This window comes from Pseudomonas sp. AD21 (assembly GCF_002878485.1).
GTDB lineage: Bacteria > Pseudomonadota > Gammaproteobacteria > Pseudomonadales > Pseudomonadaceae > Aquipseudomonas.
In genome coordinates, this window is the sequence record NZ_NQYG01000002.1 from 73,680 (window position 1) to 98,320 (window position 24,641).

General features: G+C 58.4%; 24 protein-coding genes and 5 tRNA genes. 9 read left to right on the forward strand and 20 right to left on the reverse strand.

Going from position 1 to position 24,641, the window contains the following annotated elements:
• Positions 1–260: 260 nt before the first annotated feature.
• The 6 genes from flgE to PseAD21_RS01535 all read right to left on the reverse strand — a co-directional run bounded on the left by flgE (position 261) and on the right by PseAD21_RS01535 (position 5,357).
• The gene (gene flgE, locus PseAD21_RS01510; protein WP_102354199.1) at positions 261–1,577 is read right to left on the reverse strand and encodes a flagellar hook protein FlgE; all 1,317 of its coding nucleotides are present in this window, start codon (positions 1,575–1,577) and stop codon (positions 261–263) included.
• Between the two features lie 30 nt (positions 1,578–1,607).
• Positions 1,608–2,333: a flagellar hook assembly protein FlgD gene (gene flgD / locus PseAD21_RS01515; RefSeq protein ID WP_102354200.1), complete on the reverse strand. Its 726-nt coding sequence runs from the start codon at positions 2,331–2,333 to the stop codon at positions 1,608–1,610.
• Between the two features lie 15 nt (positions 2,334–2,348).
• Complete coding sequence (gene flgC, locus PseAD21_RS01520) at positions 2,349–2,792, reverse strand: flagellar basal body rod protein FlgC (protein WP_003227217.1); 444 nt, start codon at positions 2,790–2,792, stop codon at positions 2,349–2,351.
• A gap of 3 nt (positions 2,793–2,795) precedes the next feature.
• The gene (flgB, locus tag PseAD21_RS01525; protein ID WP_007917581.1) at positions 2,796–3,203 is read right to left on the reverse strand and encodes a flagellar basal body rod protein FlgB; all 408 of its coding nucleotides are present in this window, start codon (positions 3,201–3,203) and stop codon (positions 2,796–2,798) included.
• 347 nt (positions 3,204–3,550) lie between these two features.
• The gene (gene cheR / locus PseAD21_RS01530; protein WP_102354201.1) at positions 3,551–4,378 is read right to left on the reverse strand and encodes a protein-glutamate O-methyltransferase CheR; all 828 of its coding nucleotides are present in this window, start codon (positions 4,376–4,378) and stop codon (positions 3,551–3,553) included.
• Between the two features lie 46 nt (positions 4,379–4,424).
• Positions 4,425–5,357 carry a chemotaxis protein CheV gene (locus PseAD21_RS01535; RefSeq protein WP_102354202.1) on the reverse strand — a complete coding sequence of 311 codons (933 nt, stop codon included), beginning with the start codon at positions 5,355–5,357 and terminating at the stop codon, positions 4,425–4,427.
• Between the two features lie 82 nt (positions 5,358–5,439).
• On the opposite strand from PseAD21_RS01535, the gene flgA reads away from it, so the two are divergent.
• The 4 genes from flgA to PseAD21_RS01555 all read left to right on the forward strand — a co-directional run bounded on the left by flgA (position 5,440) and on the right by PseAD21_RS01555 (position 8,043).
• Positions 5,440–6,201 (forward strand): flagellar basal body P-ring formation chaperone FlgA, encoded by a 762-nt coding sequence (flgA, locus tag PseAD21_RS01540; RefSeq protein ID WP_102354203.1) that lies wholly within the window; start codon positions 5,440–5,442, stop codon positions 6,199–6,201.
• Between the two features lie 160 nt (positions 6,202–6,361).
• Positions 6,362–6,688 (forward strand): flagellar biosynthesis anti-sigma factor FlgM, encoded by a 327-nt coding sequence (gene flgM / locus PseAD21_RS01545; RefSeq protein WP_064588763.1) that lies wholly within the window; start codon positions 6,362–6,364, stop codon positions 6,686–6,688.
• A gap of 48 nt (positions 6,689–6,736) precedes the next feature.
• Positions 6,737–7,204, forward strand: a complete 468-nt coding sequence (locus PseAD21_RS01550) for a flagella synthesis protein FlgN (RefSeq protein WP_102354204.1) — start codon at positions 6,737–6,739, stop codon at positions 7,202–7,204.
• A 92-nt stretch (positions 7,205–7,296) separates the two neighbouring features.
• Positions 7,297–8,043, forward strand: coding sequence for a flagellar brake protein (locus PseAD21_RS01555; protein WP_102354205.1), 747 nt, complete (start codon positions 7,297–7,299; stop codon positions 8,041–8,043).
• Positions 8,044–8,208: 165 nt separating this feature from the next.
• Here the strand turns inward: PseAD21_RS01555 and PseAD21_RS01560 are convergent, their stop codons facing one another.
• From PseAD21_RS01560 to PseAD21_RS01575, 4 genes are all read right to left on the reverse strand, one after another.
• Positions 8,209–9,591: an MFS transporter gene (locus tag PseAD21_RS01560; protein WP_102354206.1), complete on the reverse strand. Its 1,383-nt coding sequence runs from the start codon at positions 9,589–9,591 to the stop codon at positions 8,209–8,211.
• Between the two features lie 69 nt (positions 9,592–9,660).
• Entirely contained in the window at positions 9,661–10,902 is a 1,242-nt protein-coding gene (locus PseAD21_RS01565; protein ID WP_178082079.1) for a glutamine synthetase family protein, read from the reverse strand.
• 200 nt (positions 10,903–11,102) lie between these two features.
• Positions 11,103–11,795 carry a sensor histidine kinase KdpD gene (locus PseAD21_RS01570; RefSeq protein ID WP_102354208.1) on the reverse strand — a complete coding sequence of 231 codons (693 nt, stop codon included), beginning with the start codon at positions 11,793–11,795 and terminating at the stop codon, positions 11,103–11,105.
• The gene (locus PseAD21_RS01575; protein WP_102354209.1) at positions 11,792–13,396 is read right to left on the reverse strand and encodes a tetratricopeptide repeat-containing response regulator; all 1,605 of its coding nucleotides are present in this window, start codon (positions 13,394–13,396) and stop codon (positions 11,792–11,794) included. The genes PseAD21_RS01570 and PseAD21_RS01575 overlap by 4 nt, the downstream gene beginning before the upstream one ends.
• 210 nt (positions 13,397–13,606) lie before the next feature.
• On the opposite strand from PseAD21_RS01575, the gene PseAD21_RS01580 reads away from it, so the two are divergent.
• Entirely contained in the window at positions 13,607–14,983 is a 1,377-nt protein-coding gene (locus PseAD21_RS01580; protein ID WP_102354210.1) for a lysozyme inhibitor LprI family protein, read from the forward strand.
• Between the two features lie 105 nt (positions 14,984–15,088).
• On the opposite strand, the gene PseAD21_RS01585 is transcribed toward PseAD21_RS01580, so the two are convergent.
• Positions 15,089–15,165: transfer RNA gene (locus PseAD21_RS01585), tRNA-Arg, on the reverse strand.
• Positions 15,166–15,459: 294 nt separating this feature from the next.
• On the opposite strand from PseAD21_RS01585, the gene PseAD21_RS01595 reads away from it, so the two are divergent.
• Complete coding sequence (locus tag PseAD21_RS01595; RefSeq protein WP_102354212.1) at positions 15,460–15,690, forward strand: hypothetical protein; 231 nt, start codon at positions 15,460–15,462, stop codon at positions 15,688–15,690.
• 20 nt (positions 15,691–15,710) lie between these two features.
• Positions 15,711–15,890, forward strand: coding sequence for a PA3371 family protein (locus PseAD21_RS01600; protein ID WP_047295827.1), 180 nt, complete (start codon positions 15,711–15,713; stop codon positions 15,888–15,890).
• Here PseAD21_RS01600 and phnN read toward each other — a convergent pair.
• Positions 15,865–16,434: a phosphonate metabolism protein/1,5-bisphosphokinase (PRPP-forming) PhnN gene (gene phnN, locus PseAD21_RS01605; RefSeq protein ID WP_102354213.1), complete on the reverse strand. Its 570-nt coding sequence runs from the start codon at positions 16,432–16,434 to the stop codon at positions 15,865–15,867. The two genes, PseAD21_RS01600 and phnN, sit on opposite strands and share 26 nt — an antisense overlap.
• A 388-nt stretch (positions 16,435–16,822) precedes the next feature.
• Between phnN and PseAD21_RS01610 the strand changes: the two genes are divergently transcribed.
• Positions 16,823–17,149, forward strand: a complete 327-nt coding sequence (locus PseAD21_RS01610) for an Arc family DNA-binding protein (RefSeq protein WP_003178899.1) — start codon at positions 16,823–16,825, stop codon at positions 17,147–17,149.
• A gap of 153 nt (positions 17,150–17,302) precedes the next feature.
• Here the strand turns inward: PseAD21_RS01610 and mgtE are convergent, their stop codons facing one another.
• Positions 17,303–18,745, reverse strand: a complete 1,443-nt coding sequence (gene mgtE / locus PseAD21_RS01615) for a magnesium transporter (RefSeq protein ID WP_102354214.1) — start codon at positions 18,743–18,745, stop codon at positions 17,303–17,305.
• A 321-nt stretch (positions 18,746–19,066) separates the two neighbouring features.
• On the opposite strand from mgtE, the gene PseAD21_RS01620 reads away from it, so the two are divergent.
• On the forward strand, positions 19,067–19,585 hold the full coding sequence (locus tag PseAD21_RS01620) for a cell envelope protein SmpA (protein ID WP_102354215.1): 519 nt from the start codon (positions 19,067–19,069) through the stop codon (positions 19,583–19,585).
• Positions 19,586–19,604: 19 nt separating this feature from the next.
• Here PseAD21_RS01620 and PseAD21_RS01625 read toward each other — a convergent pair.
• From PseAD21_RS01625 to alaS, 7 genes are all read right to left on the reverse strand, one after another.
• A tRNA-Arg gene (locus PseAD21_RS01625) sits at positions 19,605–19,681 on the reverse strand.
• Positions 19,682–19,753: 72 nt separating this feature from the next.
• A tRNA-Arg gene (locus PseAD21_RS01630) sits at positions 19,754–19,830 on the reverse strand.
• Positions 19,831–19,902: 72 nt separating this feature from the next.
• Positions 19,903–19,979, reverse strand: a tRNA-Arg gene (locus tag PseAD21_RS01635).
• Between the two features lie 108 nt (positions 19,980–20,087).
• A tRNA-Ser gene (locus tag PseAD21_RS01640) sits at positions 20,088–20,178 on the reverse strand.
• Positions 20,179–20,240: 62 nt separating this feature from the next.
• The gene (csrA, locus tag PseAD21_RS01645) at positions 20,241–20,429 is read right to left on the reverse strand and encodes a carbon storage regulator CsrA (RefSeq protein WP_002554426.1); all 189 of its coding nucleotides are present in this window, start codon (positions 20,427–20,429) and stop codon (positions 20,241–20,243) included.
• Positions 20,430–20,615: 186 nt separating this feature from the next.
• Positions 20,616–21,857 carry an aspartate kinase gene (locus tag PseAD21_RS01650; protein WP_007919332.1) on the reverse strand — a complete coding sequence of 414 codons (1,242 nt, stop codon included), beginning with the start codon at positions 21,855–21,857 and terminating at the stop codon, positions 20,616–20,618.
• Between the two features lie 90 nt (positions 21,858–21,947).
• On the reverse strand, positions 21,948–24,566 hold the full coding sequence (gene alaS, locus PseAD21_RS01655; protein WP_102354216.1) for an alanine--tRNA ligase: 2,619 nt from the start codon (positions 24,564–24,566) through the stop codon (positions 21,948–21,950).
• Positions 24,567–24,641: the final 75 nt, after the last annotated feature.

Consider the following 24,641-nt stretch of genomic DNA (forward strand, 5'->3'; position numbering starts at 1 on the left):
GAACACATCGAGAGGAGGTGCAGCGAAGCAAACCGGAGGAGATGCGCCCGGATGAATCCCGCAGCGAAGGAACCCGAGCCACGGCGAGGGCCGTACGTTGGGGTACAGACCTTTGCTTCCTTTGGGGCGTTTGCCAAAGGGAGTCGGCCGTCAGGGCGAAACCATAAGAAGCCGTTACCGCAGCAACGGATATGCCCCCAAAAACCCCACAAAAAAGCCCCTCAAAAAGAGGGGCTCCCTTGCACAACCAGAAACCGCAATCAGGTCATCTGAATGATGGTCTGCATGATGGTGCTCTGAGTCGAAATGGTCTTGGCGTTCGCCTGATAGTTGCTCTGGCCCTTGATCAGGTCCACCAGCTCGTTGGTCAGGTTAACGTTGGACTCTTCCAGCGAGTTGGACTGGATGGAACCCAGCGTGCCGGTTTCCGGAGCGTCGTAGCCCGGAATACCCGAAGCGAAAGTTTCCTTCCAGCTGGTGCCGCCGACCGCTTGCAGGCCTTGTTCGTTGGTGAAGCTGGCCAGCGCAACCTGACCGATGGCCTTGTTCTGGTTGTTGCTGAAGTTGGCGAACAAGGTACCGGTGCCGTCGATGGTCAGGTTCGTGATCTGGCCAGTGGCATAACCGTCCTGAGTCGGGATCGAACGCGCGGTGTCTGCGTTGTACTGGGTGGTCTTCGCCATCGAAATGGTGATGCCGGCCGGGTTCGCGGCTGCACCATTGGGTTTGAAGGTACCGTTGACCACGTTACCCGGGACCCAGCCACTGAGTTTCAAGTCGCTGCTGATCACCGGGCCAGGCAGGGTGCTGACCTGAGTCAGCTTGCCAGCGGAGTCAAAGCTCATGGTCGAAGGCACGGGTGCGGTGACTTTTGGATCGCTACCGGTAGCGTCAGGGTTACGACCGTCTACCAGGGTGTACACCTTCCAGGTATTGGCACCGGTTTTCACCACGTACTGATCCATCGGGTGCATGTTGCCCTGGCTGTCATAGATCGGCGTGCTGAACGACTTGGTGTAAGTCGCAAGGTTGGTCGGGTCGAACTTGCCGGCCGCCACTGTGTCGTCGATCACTGGAGCGGTCGAATCCAGGTTGATGGTCGAAGTCACCAGCGAGGTGGATTTCGGCGCCAGGTTCGAGGTGTCGATCTTCAGGTCGGTCAGCACACCGTTGATGACCTTGCCGTTGGCATCCACACCGTAGCCTTGCAGACGCGAGGTGTAGTCAGTGTTGGTGATGTAGCCATTGTTGTCGACCTTGAACGTACCGGCGCGAGTGTAGGAGATCGAGCCGTTGTTGCTCATGGTAAAGAAGCCGGAACCGTTGATGCCCATGTCCAGCACGTTACCGGTGTTGTTGATGTCACCCTGAGTGAACTGCTGGGAAACGTTGGCCAGGCGCACACCGTTACCGATGACCTTGCTGCCGGTACCCAGGCGCGTGGCCGAGTACACGTCTTCGAATTCTGCACGGGACGATTTGAAACCGGCGGTCGCAACGTTGGCGATGTTGTTGCCGGTCACGTCCAGTTGTTTGTTGGCTGCATAGAGACCGCTAAGGCCGATATTGAAAGACATATTCCACTCCTTTGTGCCGGTTAGTCGGCTCTATATACCAATGGTTTGTACTTTGGACAGGGCGACGGTGCCCTTGCCGGACAGGTTGAGCATCAGCTCGCCACCGGTCTGGCTGATGGTCACGCTGTTGACCGTGGCTGGCAGGTAGGTCGCCAGGTCGGTCGAGGTGCCATTGATCGACGCGTTGGCTTTGACGGTATAAGTACCGGCCTTCACCAGGTTGCCGTCCTTGTCCTTGCCGTCCCACGTGAAGCTCGCGTTGCCTGCAGCGCGGCTACCCAGATCGATGGTGCGAACCGCGGTGCCGCTGCTGTCGGTGATGGTGACCGTGCCGCCAGCAATCGACGACGGAACGGTGGCCGAACCGGTCATCCCCTTGCTCGGGTCGTCCATCTGCACGCTGTTGGTCTGCACGATCACGTTGCGACCGACCAGCGACGACGCCTGCAGGGCTTGCGACGAGTTGTAGTTGCCGGCCAGCGAACTGACGGTGCTGTTGAGGGTGGTAATGCCCTCGAGGCTGCTGAACTGCGCCAACTGCGCCACGAAGGCGCTGTTGTCCTGCGGATCGAGCGGGTTCTGGTTCTTCAGTTGGGTGACCAGCAGTTGCAGGAACGCATCCTTGCCCAGAGCCTGGCCGCCGGTGGAGCTGTTGGTGGCCGAAGCGATGCCATCGGCGGTCGAACTGGTCTTTTTCGACGAGTTCGCCAGGATGTCATTCATGCTCAGGCTGCTGGTGGTATCGGTAACACTCATGGCAGTCGCCCCTTATTACTGACCGAGGGTCAGTACCTTCTGCATCATGGTTTTGGCGGTGTTCATCATTTCGGCGTTGGTCTGGAACGACCGGCTCGCGGAAATCATGTCAGCCATTTCTTCCACCACATTGACGTTCGGGTAGTAGACGTAGCCTTTGGCGTCAGCGGCCGGATGGTTCGGCTCGTAGCGCGCTTCGAGGTTGCTCTGGTCTTCGACCACACCGAGCACCTGCACGCCCTGCCCTGCTGCGTCCTGGCTCTGGAACAGCGAGTTGCTGCCGCTGTTCTGGCCGCCCTGGAACATGGTGGCGAACACCGGGTGACGGGCGCGATAGGTCTGGTCGATGCTCGAGGAGACGGTTTCGGCGTTGGCGATGTTCGAAGCCACGGTGTTCAGACGCGTGGTTTGGGCGCTCATGCCGCTGCCGGCAATGTTGAAAACGCTGGACAGGGACATGGATTACTCTCCGCGCAGGGCTGACACCAGCCCTTTGAATTTGCTGTTGAGCAGGGTGAAGCTGGCCTGGAAGCCCACGGCGTTTTCCGCGTAGTTGGACTGTTCCAGCTGAGCGTCCACGGTGTTCTGGTCGATCGAAGGCTGCATCGGCGTGCGATACATCAGCGACTCGTCGCCATTGCCCAGGCCTTCAGCTTCGATGTGACGGCTGTTGGTCATGTTCAGGGCGATGGTGCCGTTGGCGTTCTTCTGGGTCTGTGCTTCAAGCACTTTGGAGAAGTCCAGATCCCGAGCCTTGTAGTTCGGGGTATCGGCGTTGGCGATGTTGTTGGCCAGCACTTCGGCACGCTGGGCGCGAAAGCCCAATGCCTTTTCGTGAATGCCGAGCGCTTTATCGAAGCTGATGCTCATGTCGGGAACCTTCGGGTGACCGGTTTTTCGTACCTGAGCTTTAGCAAGCGCCGTGCCAAACCAAAAAACGCCCGTAAACCGGGGTTTTGCCAGGGGTCGGCAAAGCGGCAATGCCAGAAAAGCGGCAACTGGTTTCCGCCGGATGCCGCTTTTCTGCCGCTTGCCGTCCTTGCCAGGTCAACGCAGATCCCCTGTGGGAGCGAGCCTGCTCGCGAAGGCGGCGTGTCAGACCGCTTTCGCGAGCAGGCTCGCTCCCACAGGGGGTGTGGTGTCCGTAGAAAATAATTCGGGCATAAAAAAACGGGAGGCCTTTGGGGTCTCCCGTTATTTTCGTGTTGCCGATGCGGTTATTTCGCCTGGTAAATAATCCCCGGGCTGCACTGGACCATCTGGTAATGATCCGGCAAACCGTTCAGCGCTTCGGAGGCGCCAAGGAACAGATACCCGCCCGGCTTCAGCGTGCTGTGAATGCGCAACAGGATGTCCTTCTTCACCTCGGCGGAGAAGTAGATCAGCACGTTGCGGCAGAACACGATGTCGAACTTGCCCAGCGCGGCATAGCTGTCGAGCAGGTTGAACGAACGGAATTCCACCCGGTTCTTGATCGGCGCCTTGATCACCCAGCGCCCCGGCCCTTTCGGGTCGAAGTAACGCTGCAGTCGATCAGCGGACAAACCGCGACCGATCGCCAGGCTGTCGTACTCGCCAGTCTTGCAGTTGGTCAGCATGAGACCGGACAGGTCAGTCGCCACAATCTGCACGCCCATCTTCAACTGGCCAAGATTCGTGCGCTCGAACTCATCGATCGACATCGACAGCGAGTACGGTTCCTGACCCGACGAGCACGCCGCCGACCAGATCCGCAGACGCTGGTTGGGGCTGGCCTTGATTGCCTCGGGCAATACCTTGTTCTTCAAGACTTCAAACGGATAGGTGTCACGAAACCACAGGGTTTCGTTGGTCGTCATGGCATCGACCACCTGCTCGCGCAAACCGCTGCGCGGCTGGGTCTGGATGCGCTGTACCAGCTCACCCAGGGACTTGATGCCTTGCTGCTCCATCAGTTTGTTGAGACGGCTCGAGACCAGGTACTGCTTGTTTTCACCGAGCAAAATGCCACAGGCCTTTTCCAGGAAGACCCGGAACTGTTCGAAATCCAAATTACCCGTAGACAATGATGCCGCCTCTTAAATCGTGTTGACCGCCAGGGGCAGAAGGCCCCTAGCTGATATCTGCTGCTTTGATCCGGTCGACTACCCGGGATGCCAGGTCATCAGGACGGAATTTGGCCAGGAAGTCATCTGCACCGACTTTCTTGACCATCGCCTGATTGAATACCCCCGACAACGAAGTATGCAGGATGATATGAAGCTTTTGCATGCGCGGGTCGTTGCGAATTTCCGCCGTCAGGGTGTACCCGTCCATCTCCGGCATCTCGATGTCGGAAATCATCATCAGGAACTCGTCTTCCGGCTTCTTGCCCTCATCGACCAGCTTGCGCAGGTAATCCAGCGCCTGCTTGCCGTCGTTCAGCGCCACCACTTCGACACCGATCGTCTGCAGGCAACGCGTGACCTGCTTGCGCGCCACCGACGAGTCATCGACCGTCAGCACCCGCAGCGACAGCGCCTTGCTCTGGGTCTCGACATCGACCACACCGACCGAAATCGCTTCCGGCGTCGGCGCAACTTCCGCCAGCACCTTCTCGACATCGATGATTTCGACCAACTGATTGTCGACTCGAGTCACCGCGGTCAGGTAGTGATCGCGACCCGTGCCCTTGGGCGGCGGATGGATCTCTTCCCAGTTCATGTTGACGATGCGCTCCACCGAGCGGACCAGGAAACCCTGGGTCTTGGTGTTGTACTCCGTGATGATCACGAACGGGTTGTTCTTGTCTTTCAACGCCCCCGAGCCGGTTGCCATTGCCAGATCAAGGATCGGAATGGTCGCCCCCCGGATATTCGCTACCCCGCACACGACAGGACTGGACTTGGGCATCAACGTCAGCGACGGGCACTGCAGCACTTCCCGTACCTTGAACACGTTGATTCCGTAGAGCTGCTGACCGTCGAGACGGAACAACAACAGCTCCAGGCGATTCTGCCCTACCAGTTGCGTGCGCTGGTTCACCGAATCCATTACACCAGCCATGCCCAGACTCCTACACCAACGCCAAGTGTTGTTGCGACGCACATTCATTGCTAAACGGCACGGCGCTTGCTTTTTAACTCGTATGAACGCTCAAACGACATTTTTTCGACGCCTGACCTGCCGCACCCGCAAAGCGCTGTGCGCGGTGTCTGCCGTCTGCTTCTTTTTCGCTGGCAGCCCTGCCGGTGCCGATACGGTTACCTTGCCTGACATGCTTATCGGCGTCACTCAGGGCTTTCTTGAATTCACCGTAGAAGACTATCTGGCTACCAGTCAAACGGAAGGCCGCTATGAAATCGAGGTCAACCAGCTCGACCCGCGTATGCGCATGCCTATGTGCGACAAGGAATTGACAGCGTCACTGGAGAGTCCGGCACGTCCGCTGGGTCGGGTAACTGTCAAGGTTCGCTGCGAGGGAAGCTCGCCGTGGACGGTGTTCGTGCCCGCTCAAGTCCGCCTGTTTCGCGAGATTGTCACCACCACACGACCGCTCAAACGCGCCGGGATTATCGGGCCGCAGGACGTGACCTTGCGTGAACGCGACGTCAGTCAGATCAATCAAGGTTTTTTGACGTCGGTGGATGAAGCCATCGGACAGAAATTGACCCGACCAACGGTCGCCGATCAGGTGATTACCCTGGTGCATCTGGAACAGGCAGAAGTGGTGCGCAAGGGTGATCAAGTGGTCATCATCGCCCGCAGCGGTACGCTCGCCGTGCGCATGCCCGGTGAGGCCCTGGCCAATGGCGGCTTGAAAGAACAGATTCGAGTGAAAAACCTCAACTCCAACCGGGTGATCAAGGCGCAAGTCATCGCGCCGGGCCAAGTGGAAGTGGCCATGTAAAACGCTCACGCAGAAAACTGGCGCCGGTCCCGTTGCTTCCCTAAACTGTGCCGCAGCAGGGCACGCTTCGGTGCAGACAGCTCATTGCAAAGTGAGCCTAAAGTTTTCCAGGGAATGGCCGAGAACATGGCAAGCGTCCAAATTCCCAGAGGTTTTTAACATGGTCATCGATTTCAGCCGTTTGAACAGCTCCTCGTCACTTACGGGCAGTACACGTACCAGCAACGCCAAGGAAACCGCCGAAACCGGCACCTCCGCGCCGCTGAATACCCCGGCCGAAACGGCCAGTACCGCAAAAAGCGGGGAATCGGTACACCTCAGCAATGAGGCTCAACAGTTGCAGAAGGTCACTGACAAGCTGCGTGATCAGCCTGCCGTCGACAAAGCCCGAGTGGCCGAGTTGAAAGCAGCGATTGCCGATGGCAGCTACAAAGTCGACAGCAACCGTGTAGCCAGCAAACTGCTCAACTTCGAAGCCCAGCGCTAGGCTTTTGCCGGCGCCAGGCTTTTGGACGCTTAGAACCCAAGGCCAGCCATGCACGACACTAATTTATTGCAACTGATCACCGACGACTTTGCTCCAGCTCAACAATTGCTGGAGTTACTGCAAACCGAGTCCCTCGCCTTGCACGGTCGCGACATGCCTTTGCTCGAAGATATTCTGGCGCGCAAACAGGCATTGATCATTCTGCTTGAACAGCATGGCCGCAAGCGCAGCGAAATCCTTGCCAGCCTCAACCTGCCGCTCGACCGTCAGGGTCTGGAGCAACTGGCCAGCCACTCCAGTATTGGCGACCAGTTGCTGTCCGAGAGCGATGTGCTGACCGACCTGATTGCCCAGTGCCAGGCGGCCAATGTCAAAAACGGCCAGTCAATCCAGATTCAGCAGGCCACCACGGCCAATCAGCTGAAAATCCTCACCGGGGGCGAGCCACCCGCGTTGTATGACGCGACTGGCACTTTCGCCAAACCCACCAAGCCGCGTACGCTCAGCCAGGCGTGAGCCTTTCGATGTGCCTGCACTATCAACCCGCGAAACATGCTGGCAAAATGCTGGCTAGCCGTAGTCAAATTTTGTCTGGAGATTGAGAAAACGTGCCAAACGCCCTAAGCGCGGATGATACTCCGCAGCCACCAAAGGTGCTGACCACGCCCCTGGAAATCTCCAGCAACCTGCGCCAGTTGCAAGAAAGCCACGACCCGCTGATCATCACCTTCCATGAGCGCAGCCAGCGTTTCCAGAGCTACCTGATCAAGGTCGACCGCGAAACCGCGACCATCGCCCTGGATGAAATGATCCCGCGCGATGGTGAGCGCTTCCTGCTGGCGGGCGAGCCCTTCAGGGTCGAAGGCTTCCACGAAGGTGTGCGCATTGCCTGGGAATGCACCGGCACGTTGAACATCGAAGAATCCGAAGGCGATCGCTTCTATACCGGCGAGCTGCCGACCGAAGTGGTCTACCACCAGCGCCGCAACGCCTTTCGTGCAGCACTGAAGCTGACCGACCTGGTCAGCGTCGAACTCGGCGGCGAAAAACTCAAGGCGCCGATCAACGGCAAACTGCTGGATATTTCCGCCACCGGTTGCAAGCTGCGCTTTGAAGGCGACATCACCGACCGTCTGCAACTGGGCCAGGTCTATGACCGCCTCATCGCCGCCCCGCTGTTCGGCAATCAGCCGACCTCGGTCGAACTGCGTTATCTGCACTTCGAAGAAAAGCTCAACATCACCTTCGCCGGCCTGCGCTTCCACAACATCAGTGGCCCGGCTGCACGCAACGTCGAGCGCTTCGTTTATCAGCTGCAGCGTGAAGCACGCCGGTTCGATAAAGACGACCTGTGATTCGGACAGGCAAATAAAAAAAGGGCAATCCTTGGCGGGACTGCCCTTTTTTGTGCTTAAAAATCCCAGTAACACTGAGATCCCTGTGGTGAGGGGATTTATCCCCGACCGGCTGCGCAGCAGTCGCAAAATCATCCAATGTGGTGTGTCAGGAAGAATGTGCAGTCAGGGTCTGGCGCCGCTGATGTCTGGCGTCGGTTTATCGGTTCCATCATCGGGCCCTGGTTCCACTACTGGCTCCGGCGCAATCTCAGGCTCCACTTCCGGCTCCGGCTCAGGCTCAACCGGGGTCTGCATCTGCTCCTGCACCACCTGCTCATCCACGCGCGGATCGAGGGCCGCCACCAAAGGTGAACTGGACATGCTATCCGGCATTGCCACGTGATGCAGCGGCGCATCGTCGACCTGATGCAGATTGGTCACCGCTTTCGGCCGAATGCGCCACACCAGCACCAACGCAAAGAAGCTGAAGAACGCGTAAAGGCTCTGGCTGCCGAACAGCTTCATCAGCACGCCCGCCAGCAGCGGCCCGATACTCGCGCCAACCCCGTAGGTCACCAGCAGCATCGCCGTCAGCGACACCCGGCGATCGCCTTCGACGTGATCGTTGGAGAACGCCACCGCCAGCGGATACAGACAGAACTGCACCAGTGAGCACATGAACCCGACGACAAACAAAACCTCCAGCGGCACCTGCGGCAAGATGGCCAATGGCAACGCCGCCACCGCCAGGAACCCGGCAAAGCAGCGGATCAGCAAGGCGCGATCATAACGGTCGGACAACCAGCCCAACGGCCACTGCACCAGCAGCCCGGCAAAAATGCAGCTACCCATGAACAGACCGACCTGCTCGGTCGACAGCCCCTGCTGCGAGGCATACAGCGGCGCCAGACCGTAGAACGAACCAATGATCAGACCAGCACCCAGCACCGTACTCAACGACTGCGGCACACGCTTGATAAAGAAGCGCGGCTCCATCGGTGCCGGATGCAGCGGCGCCGGGTGAATCCGCCGGGTCAGCGCCACGGGCACCAGACACAGGGCGAAACACAGAGCGACCAGCATCAGCAGCTCCAGGCCGAGGCCCGGGTGCATGACCAGAATCAGCTGACCGAGCACCAGCCCCAGATACGAAGCGATCATGTAGCCGCTGAACACCAGACCGCGCTGGTTGGCGTCGGCCTGCTCGTTGAGCCAGCTCTCGATCACCATGTACTGGCACATCATGCCCAGGCCGACGATGGTCCGCAGCACCAGCCACGCCGGCAGCCAGTCGACCAGGCCATGCCCGAGCACCGCCGCACCGACGATCCCGGCACAAGCCGAATACGCGCGGATATGCCCGACCCGGGCAATCAGTCGGTGACCGATCTTGCCGCCCAGTACCAGGCCGAAATAGTTGGCCGCCATCAGCGCGCCGACCCACAGTCCGTCGACATGGTCAGCGGCCAGGCGCAACGCCAGATAAGTAGATAGAAGGCCCGAGCCGATCAACATCATCAGCGAGGCGAAATACAGCGCTCGAAAGGATTTCCAGATTTGGCGCATCGGCGTTCCGAGCGGCTCCTTGCAGTAAGTATCGGACTATCCAAACGATAGCCCGATGGCGACGGTTCGTCAGGCCTGGGCTGCTAGAACACGCCGTTCCCAGGGAGTGATTTCATCAAAGAAGCTGGTCAACTCCATGGTCTTCGAAGCGATGTAGCCTTCGATGAACTCCTGTCCGAACAGTTCCCTCGCCAATTGGCTACGTTTCAGACGCTCGAGCGCGGCATGCAAGGTACACGGCAGCGAAAGATTGTCCGGCACTTCGAACTCACCCTGAATCGCCGCAGTCGGTTCCAGCTCATGCTCGATCCCATGCAAGCCGGCGGCCAGGCTCGCGGCAATCGCCAGGTACGGGTTGGCGTCGGCGCCGGGCAGACGGTTTTCCACTCGACGAGCCACGGGTGAACTGGCCGGAATCCGCAAGCCTGCCGCACGGTTGTCGTGGGACCAACAGGCATTGTTCGGCGACGCATACGGGTGGCACAGGCGCTGATAGGAATTCACGTTGGGCGCAAACAGTGCGGTGAAATCCGCCATGCCCGCCTGCTGTCCACCAATGAAGTGACGGAACATCGCCGTCGGCTGGCCGTTCTCGTCGCTGAAGACATTGTTGCCGGTCGCGATCTCGACGATGCTCTGGTGAATATGCATCGAACTGCCCGGCGTGTGTGCCAGCGGTTTGGCCATGCACACCACGGTCAGGCCGTGCTTGAGCGCGACTTCCTTGAGCAGGTGTTTGAACAGGAAGGTCTGGTCGGCCAGCAACAGCGGATCACCGTGCAGCAGGTTGATCTCGAACTGGCTGACGCCCATTTCATGCATGAAGGTATCGCGCGGCAGACCGAGGGCAGCCATGCATTTATAGACTTCGCTGAAGAACGGCCGCAGACCGTTGTTGGAACTGACGCTGAACGCCGATTGGCCATCCTCGCGACGCCCGTCAAGGCCAACCGGCGGACGGAACGGTTGGGTCGGATCGGTGTTCGGCGCGAAGACAAAAAATTCCAGCTCGGTCGCCACCACCGGCGCCAGGCCTCGCGCGGCGTAATGGGCAATGACCTTCTTGAGCTGACCACGGGTCGACAGATTGGAGCTTTCACCTGTCAGTTCATCGGCATCGCAAATCGCCAGGGCACGCGGCTTGTCGCTCCACGGCAACGGATGGATCATCGAAGGCTCGGCGACCAGCGCCAGGTCGCCGTCATCGCTGCCGTAAAAGCGCGCTGCCGGATAACCGCCCATGATGCATTGCAGCAGCACACCCCGCGCCATCTGCAAACGCCGCCCCTCGAGGAAACCCTCGGCGGTCATCACCTTGCCTCGCGGCACGCCATTCAAATCCGGCGTGACACATTCAATCTCATCAATGCCGGTCAGTCGCTGCGCGAGTGAACGCTGGCCATCGGTTGTCATGACGCAATCCTTGTTATTGTGCGAGCCGCGAACGGCGACCCGTACAAAATAGGCTCCGGCTGTTCGGAATATCAAGCAGCGTCAAACAAAAATCCGGGTCACGGCAGATAAAGGCTGAACACCCCGCCGCCCAATGGCCCGCCGTTGCTAATTTCAGTGTGCCCGACCACGCCATTACGCTGATGCAACGCGGCAATCCGGCTGGCGAAATACAGGCCCAACCCGGTGCTGCCACTGCTGTGATTGATGCCCTGCACGTAGTCGGCCTGACGTTCGAGCATCTCGGCCGGGTAACCGTCGCCGTCATCGTTGATGCTCAACACCAGTTGCCCGGCCTCGTCACTGACGGTGATCAGCAGCGACTCGCGGGCGTAGCGAATGGCGTTGTTGATGCAGTTCCCGAGCACCGACGCAATCAACTCGCGATCAAAGAAGCCCAGTGGGCTCAGCGGATCGACCTCATAGGTGGCGATGATCCCGCGACTGGCGAACACCTCTTGATGCGCCGCCAGTTGCGCCTCGATGAAATCATCGAGCTCGTGATAGGCCGGTTGCAGCGGCATCTGGTTGACGCCGAGCTTATACAGCCCAAGCAACTGCACCAGCATGCCGTTGAGGTGGGCGAACTCGAAGTCGATCACACCCTGCTCCACCCCACCGCGTTGCGCTTCGGGCAAGCGCGCCAGCCACTGGCTTTGGGCCTGCATCAGCATCGCCAGCGAGTTCTTCATGTCGTGAACGGTGGAAGCGATCACCGTGGAGAAATCCAGAGCCTGCTCGTCTTGGTTCATTCGCCAAACGCCTTGCTTTTCAGCTTCTGATAACGCGCATAGCGCGCGTCGGTGTCGGGCATCAGGCCAACCATTTTCAGGCAGGCCCGACATTCTTCCAGTTCCGCCGACGGCACACTGGTGTCGGTGCCATGCAGCAGCGACTGGGCCATGTTCAGCGCAATACTGATGTTCTTCGGTTGCATCTTCAGCGCCTTGCGGAACACCTCACGGGCCTCCACCAGGTTGCCGGTCTTGTACACGCGCACGCCCTGCCGGTTGAGATCGGCGGCGGCGTTGCTGGAATTGAGGATAGTCGGGTCGTCGGTGAGCTTGGCGATGTCTTTCATCACCGCCGGATCGTCACCGTAGATCTCGGCGCAGCTCTTGAGCATCGAGGTGCCCGCCTCGGCCTGACCGAGCATCTGCAACTGCTTGGCGACCAGCAACGCCGCTTCCGGGCTCATGAACTGCTCCATGCCGTCGAGGCGCATCAGCGCTTGCTCGGTGAGCTTGTCGGCCGTCTCGGCATCGTTGAGCAGCAGACTAGTGGCCTTCATTAGACGCGCGCGAATCTGCAGGCCGGGGTCGCTCGGGTTCTCTTTCGCGACGGCGCTGAGCGTGGTGTTGATCTCCAGCCGCGTGCGGGTGTCGAGGCCGCGCTCACTGCCCTTGCTGATCAAGGCATGGGCCAGGCCAAGGTTGCTTTCCGGGTCCTTGAAGCGCGACTGCGCACCCTGCGTCACCGCCTGACGATAGGCACGGGACGCGGTGTCGAAGTCTTCGTTGGCCATTGCCAGTTTGCCGAGCAATGCTTGCCGACGCACCGCCAGCGGCGACAACCGAATCGCCTCTTCCAGCACCCGCTGCGCACCTTTGGTATCGCCCTCGGCGACCAGCACATCAGCCATGCCGTCGTACAGCGACGGCATCATCGGGAACACTTTCAGCGCTTTTTCATAGACATCTTTGGCCTGCGCCACTTGCCCACGCTTGAACAACAATTTGCCCAACCCGGCAAACGCCCACGGCAACGGCCGGTCGGCAATGATGCTGTCGTAGAGACGTTCGAGAGCCTCATTCTGGTTCATGTCGCGCAGCGCATCGGCGCGATAACGCAGGCACAGCGGCGAATAGCGGATGTCCTGCTTGCACAGCGCAATACAGGCATTGAGCACCTCGACCGGCTTACCGCGATCAAGGGCTTGCAGAATCGGTTTGAGCAACGTCTTGCGCTGCTCCAGACGCTCCAGGCGCTGGGCCAGACCGGAACGGTTGAACGGCTTGGTCAGGTACGCATCCGGCTCGTGCTCCAGGGCACTGAGCACCATCGCCTGACTGGTCTCGGCCGTTACCATGACAAACACCGCTTCATGGCTGATGAGCTTTTCCGACATCAGGTCTTCGAGCACCTGTTGGCCGTTCTTCTTGCCGTCGCCGAGGTGGAAATCCTGCAGGATGAAATCGTAGGACTTCTGCGCACACATCTTCAGCGCCTGCTCGCCGGTGTCGGCGGTGTCCACATCCTTGACCCCGAGCTCGCGCAGCATCGAACGCACGGAACTGCGGAAATCCGAGAAATCATCGACGATCAGAAAACTCTTTTGGTGATACGACAGCATCGAGGATTTCCAGGCAATTGAAGTGAGGGCAATTTCAGGCGCGCAGATGATAGCTGCCGGCCAAATGCTATCAAGCGATTTCACGCGACTTTTAAGTCACCTAGTGGGTTATCGGCCACAAGTGACGTTCCCTGAAGCGGACGCTTCAAGATTCCTCGCCCAGCGATTACCCTGCGCACCGGCTCATCTTTCCACTACAAGGTTTATCTCGTGTACATCAAAGGACGTTGCATCGTGTCCGCCTGTGCGCTGCTGTTTTTCCAGCAGGCGATGGCGGCTGGAATGGACTGCACAAAAGCTTCGAATACCGTCGAAAAGACGATTTGCGCGAATAAAGGGTTGTATGAGCTGGATGCGCAGATGGGGATGCTCTATCGGCAACTGATGAACATCTCCGCGCAAGCCCAACCGGACCTGAAGCAAACGCAACGTAGCTGGTTGAAAACACGTAATGAATGCGTCGAGGAGGTTGCCTGCCTGGATCTGCGCTATCGCGAGCGCCTGCAACTTTTGCAAGCGCAGTGGACACAGTCCGCCGCCCATCAACCGGATGGCGTTGATAAACAAGTGTTGGATGACCTGCAAGACAGTATTCAGGCCGCGAGCAAAACTGATCCGCAATTTGCCCTGGAACGGACACTCGCCTCACTGTCGTTGAAAAGCCCTGGAACCACGTTTTCTGCCGACCCGGACGCCGATCAATTCTCAGACAGAACGCACTTCCCCAAGACGCGGCCCAAAGGTGTCTCCCAAGACGAATGGAAGGCCTTGAGCGCCACCGAGTTCGACGCTGATACGGCCTTGGGCCGGACTATGTTTACCTTGATTGACCTGGACGGTGACCGGCAACGTGACCTGATTGTCGAGACCTACACCGGCGGCACCGGCCTGTACACGTTCGTCGAGACCTTTCGCCGTGACGGCGACAAGTTCAATCGCAGAACCCCGTCGTCCGACGGCGAATCCATTGGCGGCTCGCTCTACTCCACCAACGACCGTGGCGCCAACCAGTCGGTCAACTGGATCAACCTTCGCGGCAAAATCTACGCGGCCTATCGCGCCGGCGCCTACGGGGTTGATCGGGTGTATTTACTCAGCCCCCTGCAAATCAACCACGAAGTGCCCATCGTCGAGGTTCGCTACGACTACCAACTTAGCGTTCCTCGGACTCAGCACAATGAGGACGGCAAGACGACATTCAAACTGGAGCCCGCCCTGCATCGCTCGCTGACTCAAGCCCTCACCCACGTGAAAGTGGATCCGAGCGATGCCAGCGAGCCGAGAACCCCCATCTGCCCGATTCCTCCCACAGCCGAAGACAGCGAGGAGTACTACAGCTACGGGGCCGGTTATTACGCCATCGAGTCGGTCGCCGACTTCCCGGTGATCATCGGCAACGAATGTTTTCTCGGCCGCATGAACAACTGGTTCGGCGCTTACAGCGCAAAGGACGGGTTGTTTGCGCAAATCACCGTGCGCAAGCCGGGATCGGGGGATGACGGACGTAGCTACGAAGTCAAAGGACGCCGACATCTAACCGGGACAGGAATCTCGATAGGGAAATTCGAGGAAAACGGTGACAACTAGCCAAATAACAAGGCGCACGGAGCGATCACAATAATCGAAAACACAGCGTATGCAAAAAGCCCCGCCGCCATGTGAATTGCGCCGGGGCTTTTGCCTGGAATTTGATGGTGTCCCAGGGCAGGTTCGAACTGCCAACCTTCCCCTTAGGAGGGGGATGCTCTATCCAATTGAGCTACTGAGACACTGAGTTGTCACGACCGGAAGCGGCGCGACGGACGGCGTGCATGTTAACGGCCAGCCCTTGATTTGTCATGTCGTCCGTCGGCTTTTTAAGTGTAGGCAGGCGCCTTGCAATGCTGCGGGAACATTTACCGTGCAATTTGCACTCCCCCAAAAAGTCATCATTGCAGATTGCAACCTGCGCCTTCTGAAAAACCCTTCCAAATGCTTGTTTTTAAAGGACTTCACAGCGGTTAGACTGTTGGCATGACGGCTGCTTTGTCTGTTTGCATAACAGAACAAACGGAGTCGGCCTCATGAACAGCACTCTCTTGCTTGCAAACGCAATCGCCTTGGCGGCGTTGGTGGGCTTTCATTTTGTCCCCGAGGGTGCTGAGCCGGTGGCCCAGCGCATGCCGCATTACTTGCAGGTGCAGAAAGCGCCGCAGTGGGCGGTGCTGAGCGATCACAGCGATTTCGCGGCACAGACGGCCAGTACGCCCGAGCAAACTCTGTCGGCGCGCGCTACTGAACGTCTGGTTTTTTGAAATATTTTCAGGAGTACAGCATGTCCAAATCAGCTGCAGGATTTCTGATCCTCGCCTTATTGAGTGGCGTTGTGCATTTTTCGCTGTTCGAGGAAACCGAAGTCACCCTGCCCCTGATTGGCTGCGGCGTGTTTGCGGTGTTGTTTGTGCTGGCGCTGGTGGCCGGGCGCAAGATCAAGTTCGATCCGGTACTGCGTTAAGCCGGATCAACGCCAGCAGTTGATTGACAGCGTCTGTCAGGGCGCCTGAGTTGTCGATCAGGTGTACAGGCAAATCGCTGGACCTCCTGTCCTTGAACAACGCATTGCGCGCCAGCCTGGCGTCGATTTGCTCAGGGGTCTCGCGACCACGCCGCAGCAGGCGCTCACGCAACACGTCATCCTTGACCGTCAACAATACCGGCAACAACGTCGGGTAGCGCTCCTGAGCCTGGCGCAGGTTGGCGCGCGACCCGTTCATCAGCACATGGCGTCCGACATTCAACCATTCGTCGATTTCTAACGGGATGCCATAGGCCAGGCCATTGGCGTGCCAGGCCAAGGCAAAATCGCCCGCGCGCTGACGCTTATCGAACTCCTCGGGCGTGACACCAATGGCATCTTCACCGACCGATTCCGCTGATCGGGTGATCACCCGGCGGATGATTTCGCAGTTCATCGCCCGCAATCGCTCATGCGCCGCCTCAATCAAGCTGTCCTTGCCTGAACCGGAGGGCCCCATTAGATAAATAAGCCTGCCATCCATCCTGAAACGCCCTCCAACGGGTGTTTGCCCCTAGTAAATCGGCAAATTGCCACTATCCTGTACTGGTAAGGAACAAGGATTGAAAACCGCATAGCATGCACGTTCCGAGGTCTCACGACATCAACAGATGTGCACCAGGAAGCGGGCAGAGATGCGGGCCGAGGCAAAGTTTTCCAACCAGTCCGCATTTCTGATAATTGGTGCTGGCATTACGCCTTTACCCAGCTCAATATTTGTCACAGAATTGACGCCAATGATCTGGCAATTTTGAGGCATGATGCGGGCCTCTTAACAATTCAGGTTGAACCATTTGGCGCGGATGCTTGTCCTACCACACATCCTGCGGCCAATCCCGAGAACCGCTCCCCTGAACTAACCGGTTAAATATATGCGCCCATTGAAACAGGCAATTTATTCCAGCCGTACGGCTGACAAGTTCGTCGTACGTCTGCCAGACGGAATGCGTGAACGCATTGCCGAGGTGGCTCGCAATCATCATCGCAGCATGAACTCCGAGATCATTGCGCGCCTTGAGCAGAGTCTTATTCAGGAAGGTGCACTGGGCGAAGAGTTGAGCATGCGCCTGGACAGCCCGGAGCTGTCGTTGCACGAGCGCGAGCTGCTGCAACGTTTCCGTCAGCTGTCTCACCGCCAACAGAACGCTCTGGTGTCGCTGATCGCTCACGACGCCGAGATGGCCGCAGACGCGTCCTGAGCTACACCGAACATCTCAAGCCAGCATGATTGCTGGCTTTTTTTTGCCTGCGATTTGACGCATTGGCCGCCTGGCAATGCACAGACTCATCATCCCCCATCAAACGGGCACAAAAAAGCCCGCCATGTTGGCGGGCCTTCTGTATGCAGCCGGTCAGAGCAGGAAGATCGTCGCCAGCCCCAGGAAGATGAAGAAGCCGCCGCTGTCGGTCACGGCCGTGATCATCACACTGGCGCCCATCGCCGGATCGCGGCCCATCTTGGCCAGCGTCATCGGGATCAACACCCCCATCAGCGCCGCGAGTAACAGATTGAGGGTCATCGCCGCCGTCATCACCACACCCAGCGACCAACTGCCATAGAGCAAGTAGGCGACCACACCGATCACCCCACCCCAGACCAGACCGTTGATCAACGCCACCGCCAGCTCCTTGCGCATCAGGCGCGAAGTGTTGCCGGTGCTGACCTGGTCGAGCGCCATGGCGCGCACGATCATGGTGATCGTCTGGTTACCGGAGTTACCGCCGATACCCGCCACGATCGGCATCAGCGCCGCAAGGGCTACCAGTTTCTCGATCGAACCTTCGAACAGGCCGATTACTCGCGAAGCGACAAACGCGGTGATCAGGTTGATGGCCAGCCACGCCCAACGGTTGCGCAGGGATTTCCACACCGAGGCGAAGATGTCTTCCTCTTCGCGCAAACCAGCCATGTTGAGGACTTCGCTTTCGCTTTCCTCACGAATCAGGTCAACCATTTCGTCGATGGTCAGACGGCCGATCAGTTTGCCGTTCTTGTCGACCACCGGGGCCGAGATCAAGTCGTAACGTTCGAACGCTTGAGCAGCGTCATAGGCGTCTTCGTCCGGGTGAAAACTCACCGGATCGCTGGCCATGACTTCAGCGACCTGTTTCTCCGGGTCGTTGACCAGCAAACGCTTGATCGGCAGCACGCCCTTGAGCACGCCGTCGTAATCGACCACAAACAGTTTGTCGGTATGGCCCGGCAGCTCTTTGAGCCGGCGCAGGTAGCGTAGAACCACTTCGAGACTGACATCCTCACGGATGGTCACCATCTCGAAGTCCATCAGCGCACCGACCTGCTCCTCGTCATAGGACAGGGCCGAACGCACACGCTCGCGTTGCTGCTGATCGAGTGTCTCCATCAGCTCATGGACGACGTCTCGCGGCAGCTCGGAGGCCAGGTCAGCAAGTTCGTCGGCATCCATGTCCTTGGCGGCAGCCAGGAGCTCGTGATCGTCCATGTCGGCGATCAGCGTTTCACGAACGGAGTCGGATACTTCGAGAAGAATGTCGCCGTCGCGATCAGCCTTGACCAGTTGCCAGAGCGTCAGACGGTCGTCCAGCGGCAAGGCTTCAAGGATGTAGGCAACGTCAGCGGAGTGCAGATCATCGAGCTTGCGTTGCAGCTCGACGAGGTTCTGCCGGTGAACCAGGTTCTCGACCCGGTCGTGGTGCGCGCCTTCCTGGCGATGAGTCAGGTCTTCGACGACCTTTTGGCGCTGCAGCAGCTCAACGACCTGAGCCAGGCGATCCTGCAGGCTTTCCTGTGTTTTCTTTACTTCGATTTCGGACATAGGCGAACTCCACTCCCAGCAGCGGGGCACGCCGGAAGGATCAATCAGTCAATTCATGATTGGTGAAACGGGCTACTGAGTAACTACTGGGTAAGTCCATGGAGGTTTTCCACAAGCCCCGGCGGGGCTGACGGGCGCAATGATACACCGCCTGACGGTTTTAAACGTTAAAAAATCGCGGCCGAAACAAGCGCTTGCGAAACAAACCTGAGCGCCGTCCTGATCCTTGCAAATGCGACGACTCATCCTGAAAAGAAAACACACCGCCGATGAAAAATGTAGCGACTACCCTTGAGCGTAGACCGTCAAGGAGGACGTCGAATGCGCTCTGCAACATCCCGCTTTTTACTCGCCACCCTGCTCTGCCTGCCGCCCGCCGGGGCTGCCACCACTCTGCATCGGTGCGAGGCGCCCGACGGCCGCATCACCTTCACCAGCCTGAGTTGCGCGAGCGATGAACTGCTTTCAGTACAGGAAGTTCACCCTTACTCGCCCGGATCCGTCGTGGCGATCATGCCGGAACACAACCACGAAGAAACATCCAGTATGAAAGCCAGGAGCCGAGAACCGGGCATTATTGGTCGCATGCAGGACAAATGCGGAAACCTGATCGATGCCAGACAGCGCCGCGAAGCGATCATCAATCAACGAGTGATTGCCGGCATGAGCCAACAGGATGTCGAAAGCGCTCTCGGCAAACCGGACAAGGTGAATATTCGGACATCGACAACAAGCTATCGATACGACTTGAAACGAGGTCGCAGCGCCCAAGTCGATTTTGATGAGAAGGGATGCGTGAAAGGAAAAACCAAATCGCAGACAGCAAAAAGCCCGCGTTAAACGCGGGCTTTTCGGTATATGGTGCACTCGACAGGATTCGAACCTGTGACCGCTCGGTTCGTAGCCGAGTACTCTATCCAGCTGAGCTACGAGTGCATTTTGTGTTTTTTGACCAGACCACAACTGGCTGAAGCCAAGTTCTTTATATCGCTATAAACAACTCTAAAATGGTGCACTCGACAGGATTCGAACCTGTGACCGCTCGGTTCGTAGCCGAGTACTCTATCCAGCTGAGCTACGAGTGCATTTTGTGTTTTTAAACCAGACCACAACTGGCTGAAGCCGAGTTCCTTATATTGCTATAAACAACTCTTAAATGGTGCACTCGACAGGATTCGAACCTGTGACCGCTCGGTTCGTAGCCGAGTACTCTATCCAGCTGAGCTACGAGTGCATTTTGTTGCGCCGCATTATAGCCCGTCTAATCTCTATTCCAACTACTTTTTCTAATAAATTCAACAAGTTACAGAAAAAGCCAGATTACAACGTACTAAGCAAATAATGGCGGAGAACGGGGGATTCGAACCCCCGACACCCTTTTGAGGTGTACTCCCTTAGCAGGGGAGCGCCTTCGGCCACTCGGCCAGCTCTCCGCAACACGGGGCGTATCTTAACCAACCTTTTCCCCGTTTGCAAACATAAAAATCGATAAAAATTAATGGCTTGGTTCTTCGTCCTTCTCTTTCTTTATACGCAGGTAAATTTCCTCACGGTGCACGGCAACCTCTTTCGGGGCGTTGACGCCGATACGCACTTGATTTCCTTTAACGCCGAGCACGGTCACGGTGATTTCGCCATCACCGATAATCAGGCTTTCTGCGCACCGACGAGTCAGAATCAGCATACCTTTCTCCTCACGCAATTCTTCAGGGACAACAGTCTGCAAAAAAAAGGCACCCGACCTACAACCGGAGCGATCGTAGCCCTACATGCCTGAGTATTGACCAGCGCGAGCAAAAGAACAGTTCAGGGGCTCGCGCCATTCAAAAAATAAAGGGCGCGGTCAGACCGCGCCCTTCAGGTGACCGGATTACTCGCCCTGACGGGCAGGCGCGTCCAGTTCGAAAGCCGTGTGCAGGGCGCGCACGGCCAGTTCCAGGTACTTCTCTTCGATGACGACGGAAACCTTGATTTCCGAAGTCGAGATCATCTGGATGTTGATGCTTTCTTTAGCCAGGGATTCGAACATACGGCTGGCCACGCCTGCGTGGGAACGCATACCGACGCCGACGATCGAGACCTTGGCAATCTTGGTGTCGCCTACGACTTCACGGGCACCGATCTCGCGAGCGGTGTTTTCCAGCACGGTCTGTGCGGCCTGGTAGTCGTTGCGGTGCACGGTGAAGGTGAAGTCGGTGGTGTTATCGTGCGCAACGTTCTGCACGATCATGTCGACTTCGATGTTCGCGGCACTGATCGGGCCGAGAATCTTGAACGCCACTCCCGGGGTGTCTGGCACGCCACGGATGGTCAGCTTGGCTTCATCGCGGTTGAAAGCGATGCCGGAGATGATCGGCTGTTCCATGGTTTCCTCTTCATCAATAGTAATGAGGGTGCCCGGACCCTCCTTGAAGCTGTGCAGTACGCGCAGCGGAACGTTGTACTTGCCGGCGAATTCCACCGCACGGATCTGCAGCACCTTGGAACCGAGGCTGGCCATTTCCAGCATCTCTTCGAAGGTGATCTTGTCCAGACGCTGAGCGACCGGCACCACACGCGGATCGGTGGTGTAGACACCATCGACGTCGGTGTAGATCTGGCATTCATCAGCCTTCAATGCAGCCGCCAGTGCCACGCCCGTAGTGTCGGAACCGCCACGGCCGAGAGTGGTGATGTTGCCGTGCTCGTCGACGCCCTGGAAACCGGCGACAACCACCACGCGACCTGCTTTCAGATCACCGCGAATCTTCTGGTCATCAATCTGCAAGATACGCGCTTTATTGTGCGCACTGTCGGTCAGGATCCGCACCTGATTACCGGTGTACGACACCGCCGGCACACCGCGCTTGATCAGCGCCATGGCCAACAGGGCAATCGTCACCTGCTCACCGGTGGAAACGATCACGTCCAGTTCACGCGGAACCGGTTGCGTGTCGCCACTGATTTGCTTGGCCAGATCGATCAGACGGTTGGTTTCGCCGCTCATTGCAGACAGCACAACCACCAGGTCATCGCCGGCATCGCGGAATTTCTTAACCTTGTCGGCGACCTGCTCGATTCTCTCGACAGTACCGACCGAGGTGCCTCCAAATTTCTGTACGATCAAAGCCATTTCAAAGCCGCCTCTGCCCATGAAGGGCGCCCAATAATCACTCGAACAGCCGCCGGCCCCGCCACTAGACTGCGGGCCCGGCGGGCCGTCTTATAAACCCTGCTCGACGAATGGAACGGTCAGCGCCAATGCGCCATCCAGTGCGCCGGCGTCGACACCGCCGCCCTGCGCCATGTCCGGACGACCACCGCCCTTCCCGCCCACTGCCGCAGCAGCCTGTTTCATCAAATCACCGGCTTTGAGTTGGCCAGTCAGGTCCTTGGTTACACCTGCAACCAGTACGACCTTTTCCTCATGGACACTGCCGAGCAGGATCACTGCGCGGCCGAGTTTGTTTTTCAGCTGATCGACCAGCGCCAGCAGCGCCTTGCCGTCCTGACCATCCAGACGCGCAGCCAGCACCTTCACGCCTTTGACGTCGACTGCCGAGTTCGACAGATCGTCGCCCGCGGCGCTGGCAGCCTTGGCCTGCAACTGCTCGAGTTGCTTTTCCAGCGCGCGGTTGCGCTCCAGCACTGCCGACAGCTTGTCGATCAGGTTGTCGCGGCTGCCCTTGACCAGGTTGGCCGCTTCCTTGAGTTGTTCTTCAGCGGCGTTCAAGTAGGCCAGTGCTTGCGCACCGGTGACTGCCTCGATACGACGCACGCCCGATGCCACACCGCCTTCGCTGATGATTTTCAGCAGGCCGATGTCGCCGGTACGGTTGGCGTGGATACCGCCGCACAGTTCGACGGAGAAATCGCCGCCCATGCTCAGCACGCGCACGTTGTCGCCATACTTCTCGCCGAACAGCGCCATCGCGCCTTTCTGCTTGGCGGTCTCGATGTCGGTTTCTTCGGTTTCAACCGCGGAGTTCTTGCGAATCTCGGCGTTGACGATGTCTTCCAGCGCTTTGATCTGCTCAGGCTTGATCGCTTCAAAGTGGCTGAAGTCGAAGCGCAGACGCTGGCTATCCACCAACGACCCCTTCTGCTGAACGTGCTCACCCAACACCTGACGCAGTGCAGCGTGCAGCAAGTGAGTCGCCGAGTGGTTCAGCGAAGTCGCATGGCGCACGTCGGCATCAACGTGGGTTTCCACCGGCGCGCCGATGGTCAGGCTGCCCGAATCCAGCACACCGTGGTGCAGGAATGCGCCGCCGGTCTTGGTGGTGTCGCGAACGTCGAAACGCGCGCTGCCTGCCTGAAGGAAACCGCAGTCGCCGATCTGGCCGCCGGATTCAGCGTAGAACGGCGTCTGATTCAGAACGATCACCGCCTCTTCGCCTTCATTCAAGACGTCGACCGACTGGCCATCTTTATAGATAGCGACAATTTTCGCCGAACCGCTGGTGTCGGTGTAACCGGTGAACTCGGTGGCCACATCCACCTTGACCAGGGTGTTGTAGTCCAGACCGAACGAGCTGGCCGAACGCGCACGAACACGCTGGGCTTCCATTTCACGTTCGAAGCCGACTTCGTCGACGGTCAGGCCGCGCTCGCGAGCGATGTCCGCCGTCAGGTCCATCGGAAAACCGTAGGTGTCGTAGAGTTTGAACACCACGTCGCCAGGCACCACGGTGCCTTTGAGTTCCAGCAGATCCTGCTCGAGAATTTTCAGGCCGTGCTCCAGGGTCTTGGAGAACTGCTCTTCTTCGGCCTTGAGCACGCGCTCGATGTTGCTCTGCTGCTTCTTCAGTTCCGGGAAGGCTTCGCCCATCTCGGCGACCAGCGCGGCAACGATCTTGTAGAAGAAGCTGCCAGTGGCGCCCAGCTTGTTGCCGTGACGGCAGGCGCGACGAATGATCCGGCGCAGCACGTAGCCGCGACCTTCATTGGACGGCAGCACGCCATCGGCGATCAGGAAACCGCACGAACGGATGTGGTCGGAAACCACTTTGAGCGACGACTGATCGCCGTTTTCGCAACCGATGGCTTCGGCCGAGGCTTTCAGCAGGTTCTTGAACAGGTCGATGTCGTAGTTGGAATTGACGTGCTGCATCACCGCACTGATCCGCTCCAGGCCCATGCCGGTGTCGACCGACGGCGCTGGCAACGGATGCAACACGCCATCGGCGGTGCGGTTGAACTGCATGAACACGTTGTTCCAGATCTCGATGTAACGGTCGCCGTCTTCTTCCGGCGAGCCCGGTGGGCCGCCCCAGATGTGGTCGCCGTGATCGTAGAAAATCTCGGTGCATGGGCCGCACGGGCCGGTATCGCCCATGGTCCAGAAGTTGTCGGACGCGTACGGCGCACCTTTGTTGTCGCCGATGCGGATCATGCGCTCGACCGGCACACCGATTTCTTTGGTCCAGATGTCATACGCTTCGTCGTCGGAGGCGTAGACGGTGACCCAGAGTTTTTCCTTCGGCAGTTTCAGAACGCCAGTCAGGAAGGTCCAGGCGAAGGTAATCGCGTCGTGCTTGAAATAGTCACCGAAGCTGAAGTTACCGAGCATTTCGAAGAAGGTGTGGTGACGAGCGGTATAACCGACGTTTTCCAGGTCGCTGTTCTTGCCACCGGCACGCACGCACTTCTGGCTGCTGGTTGCGCGGGTGTACGCGCGCTTTTCCTGGCCCAGGAAGCAGTCCTTGAACTGGTTCATCCCCGCGTTGGTGAACAGCAGGGTTGGGTCGTTGCCCGGAATCAAAGAGCTGGAGGCTACACGGGTGTGGCCTTGCTCTTCGAAGAAGCGAAGGAAGGCTTCACGGATTTCTGCGCTTTTCATTAGGTTCTTCCACGGAGGCTGCGGCCAAAGGCCTGTACGAAACGTCAACAGACGAAACGACGGCAAAGGGCCGCA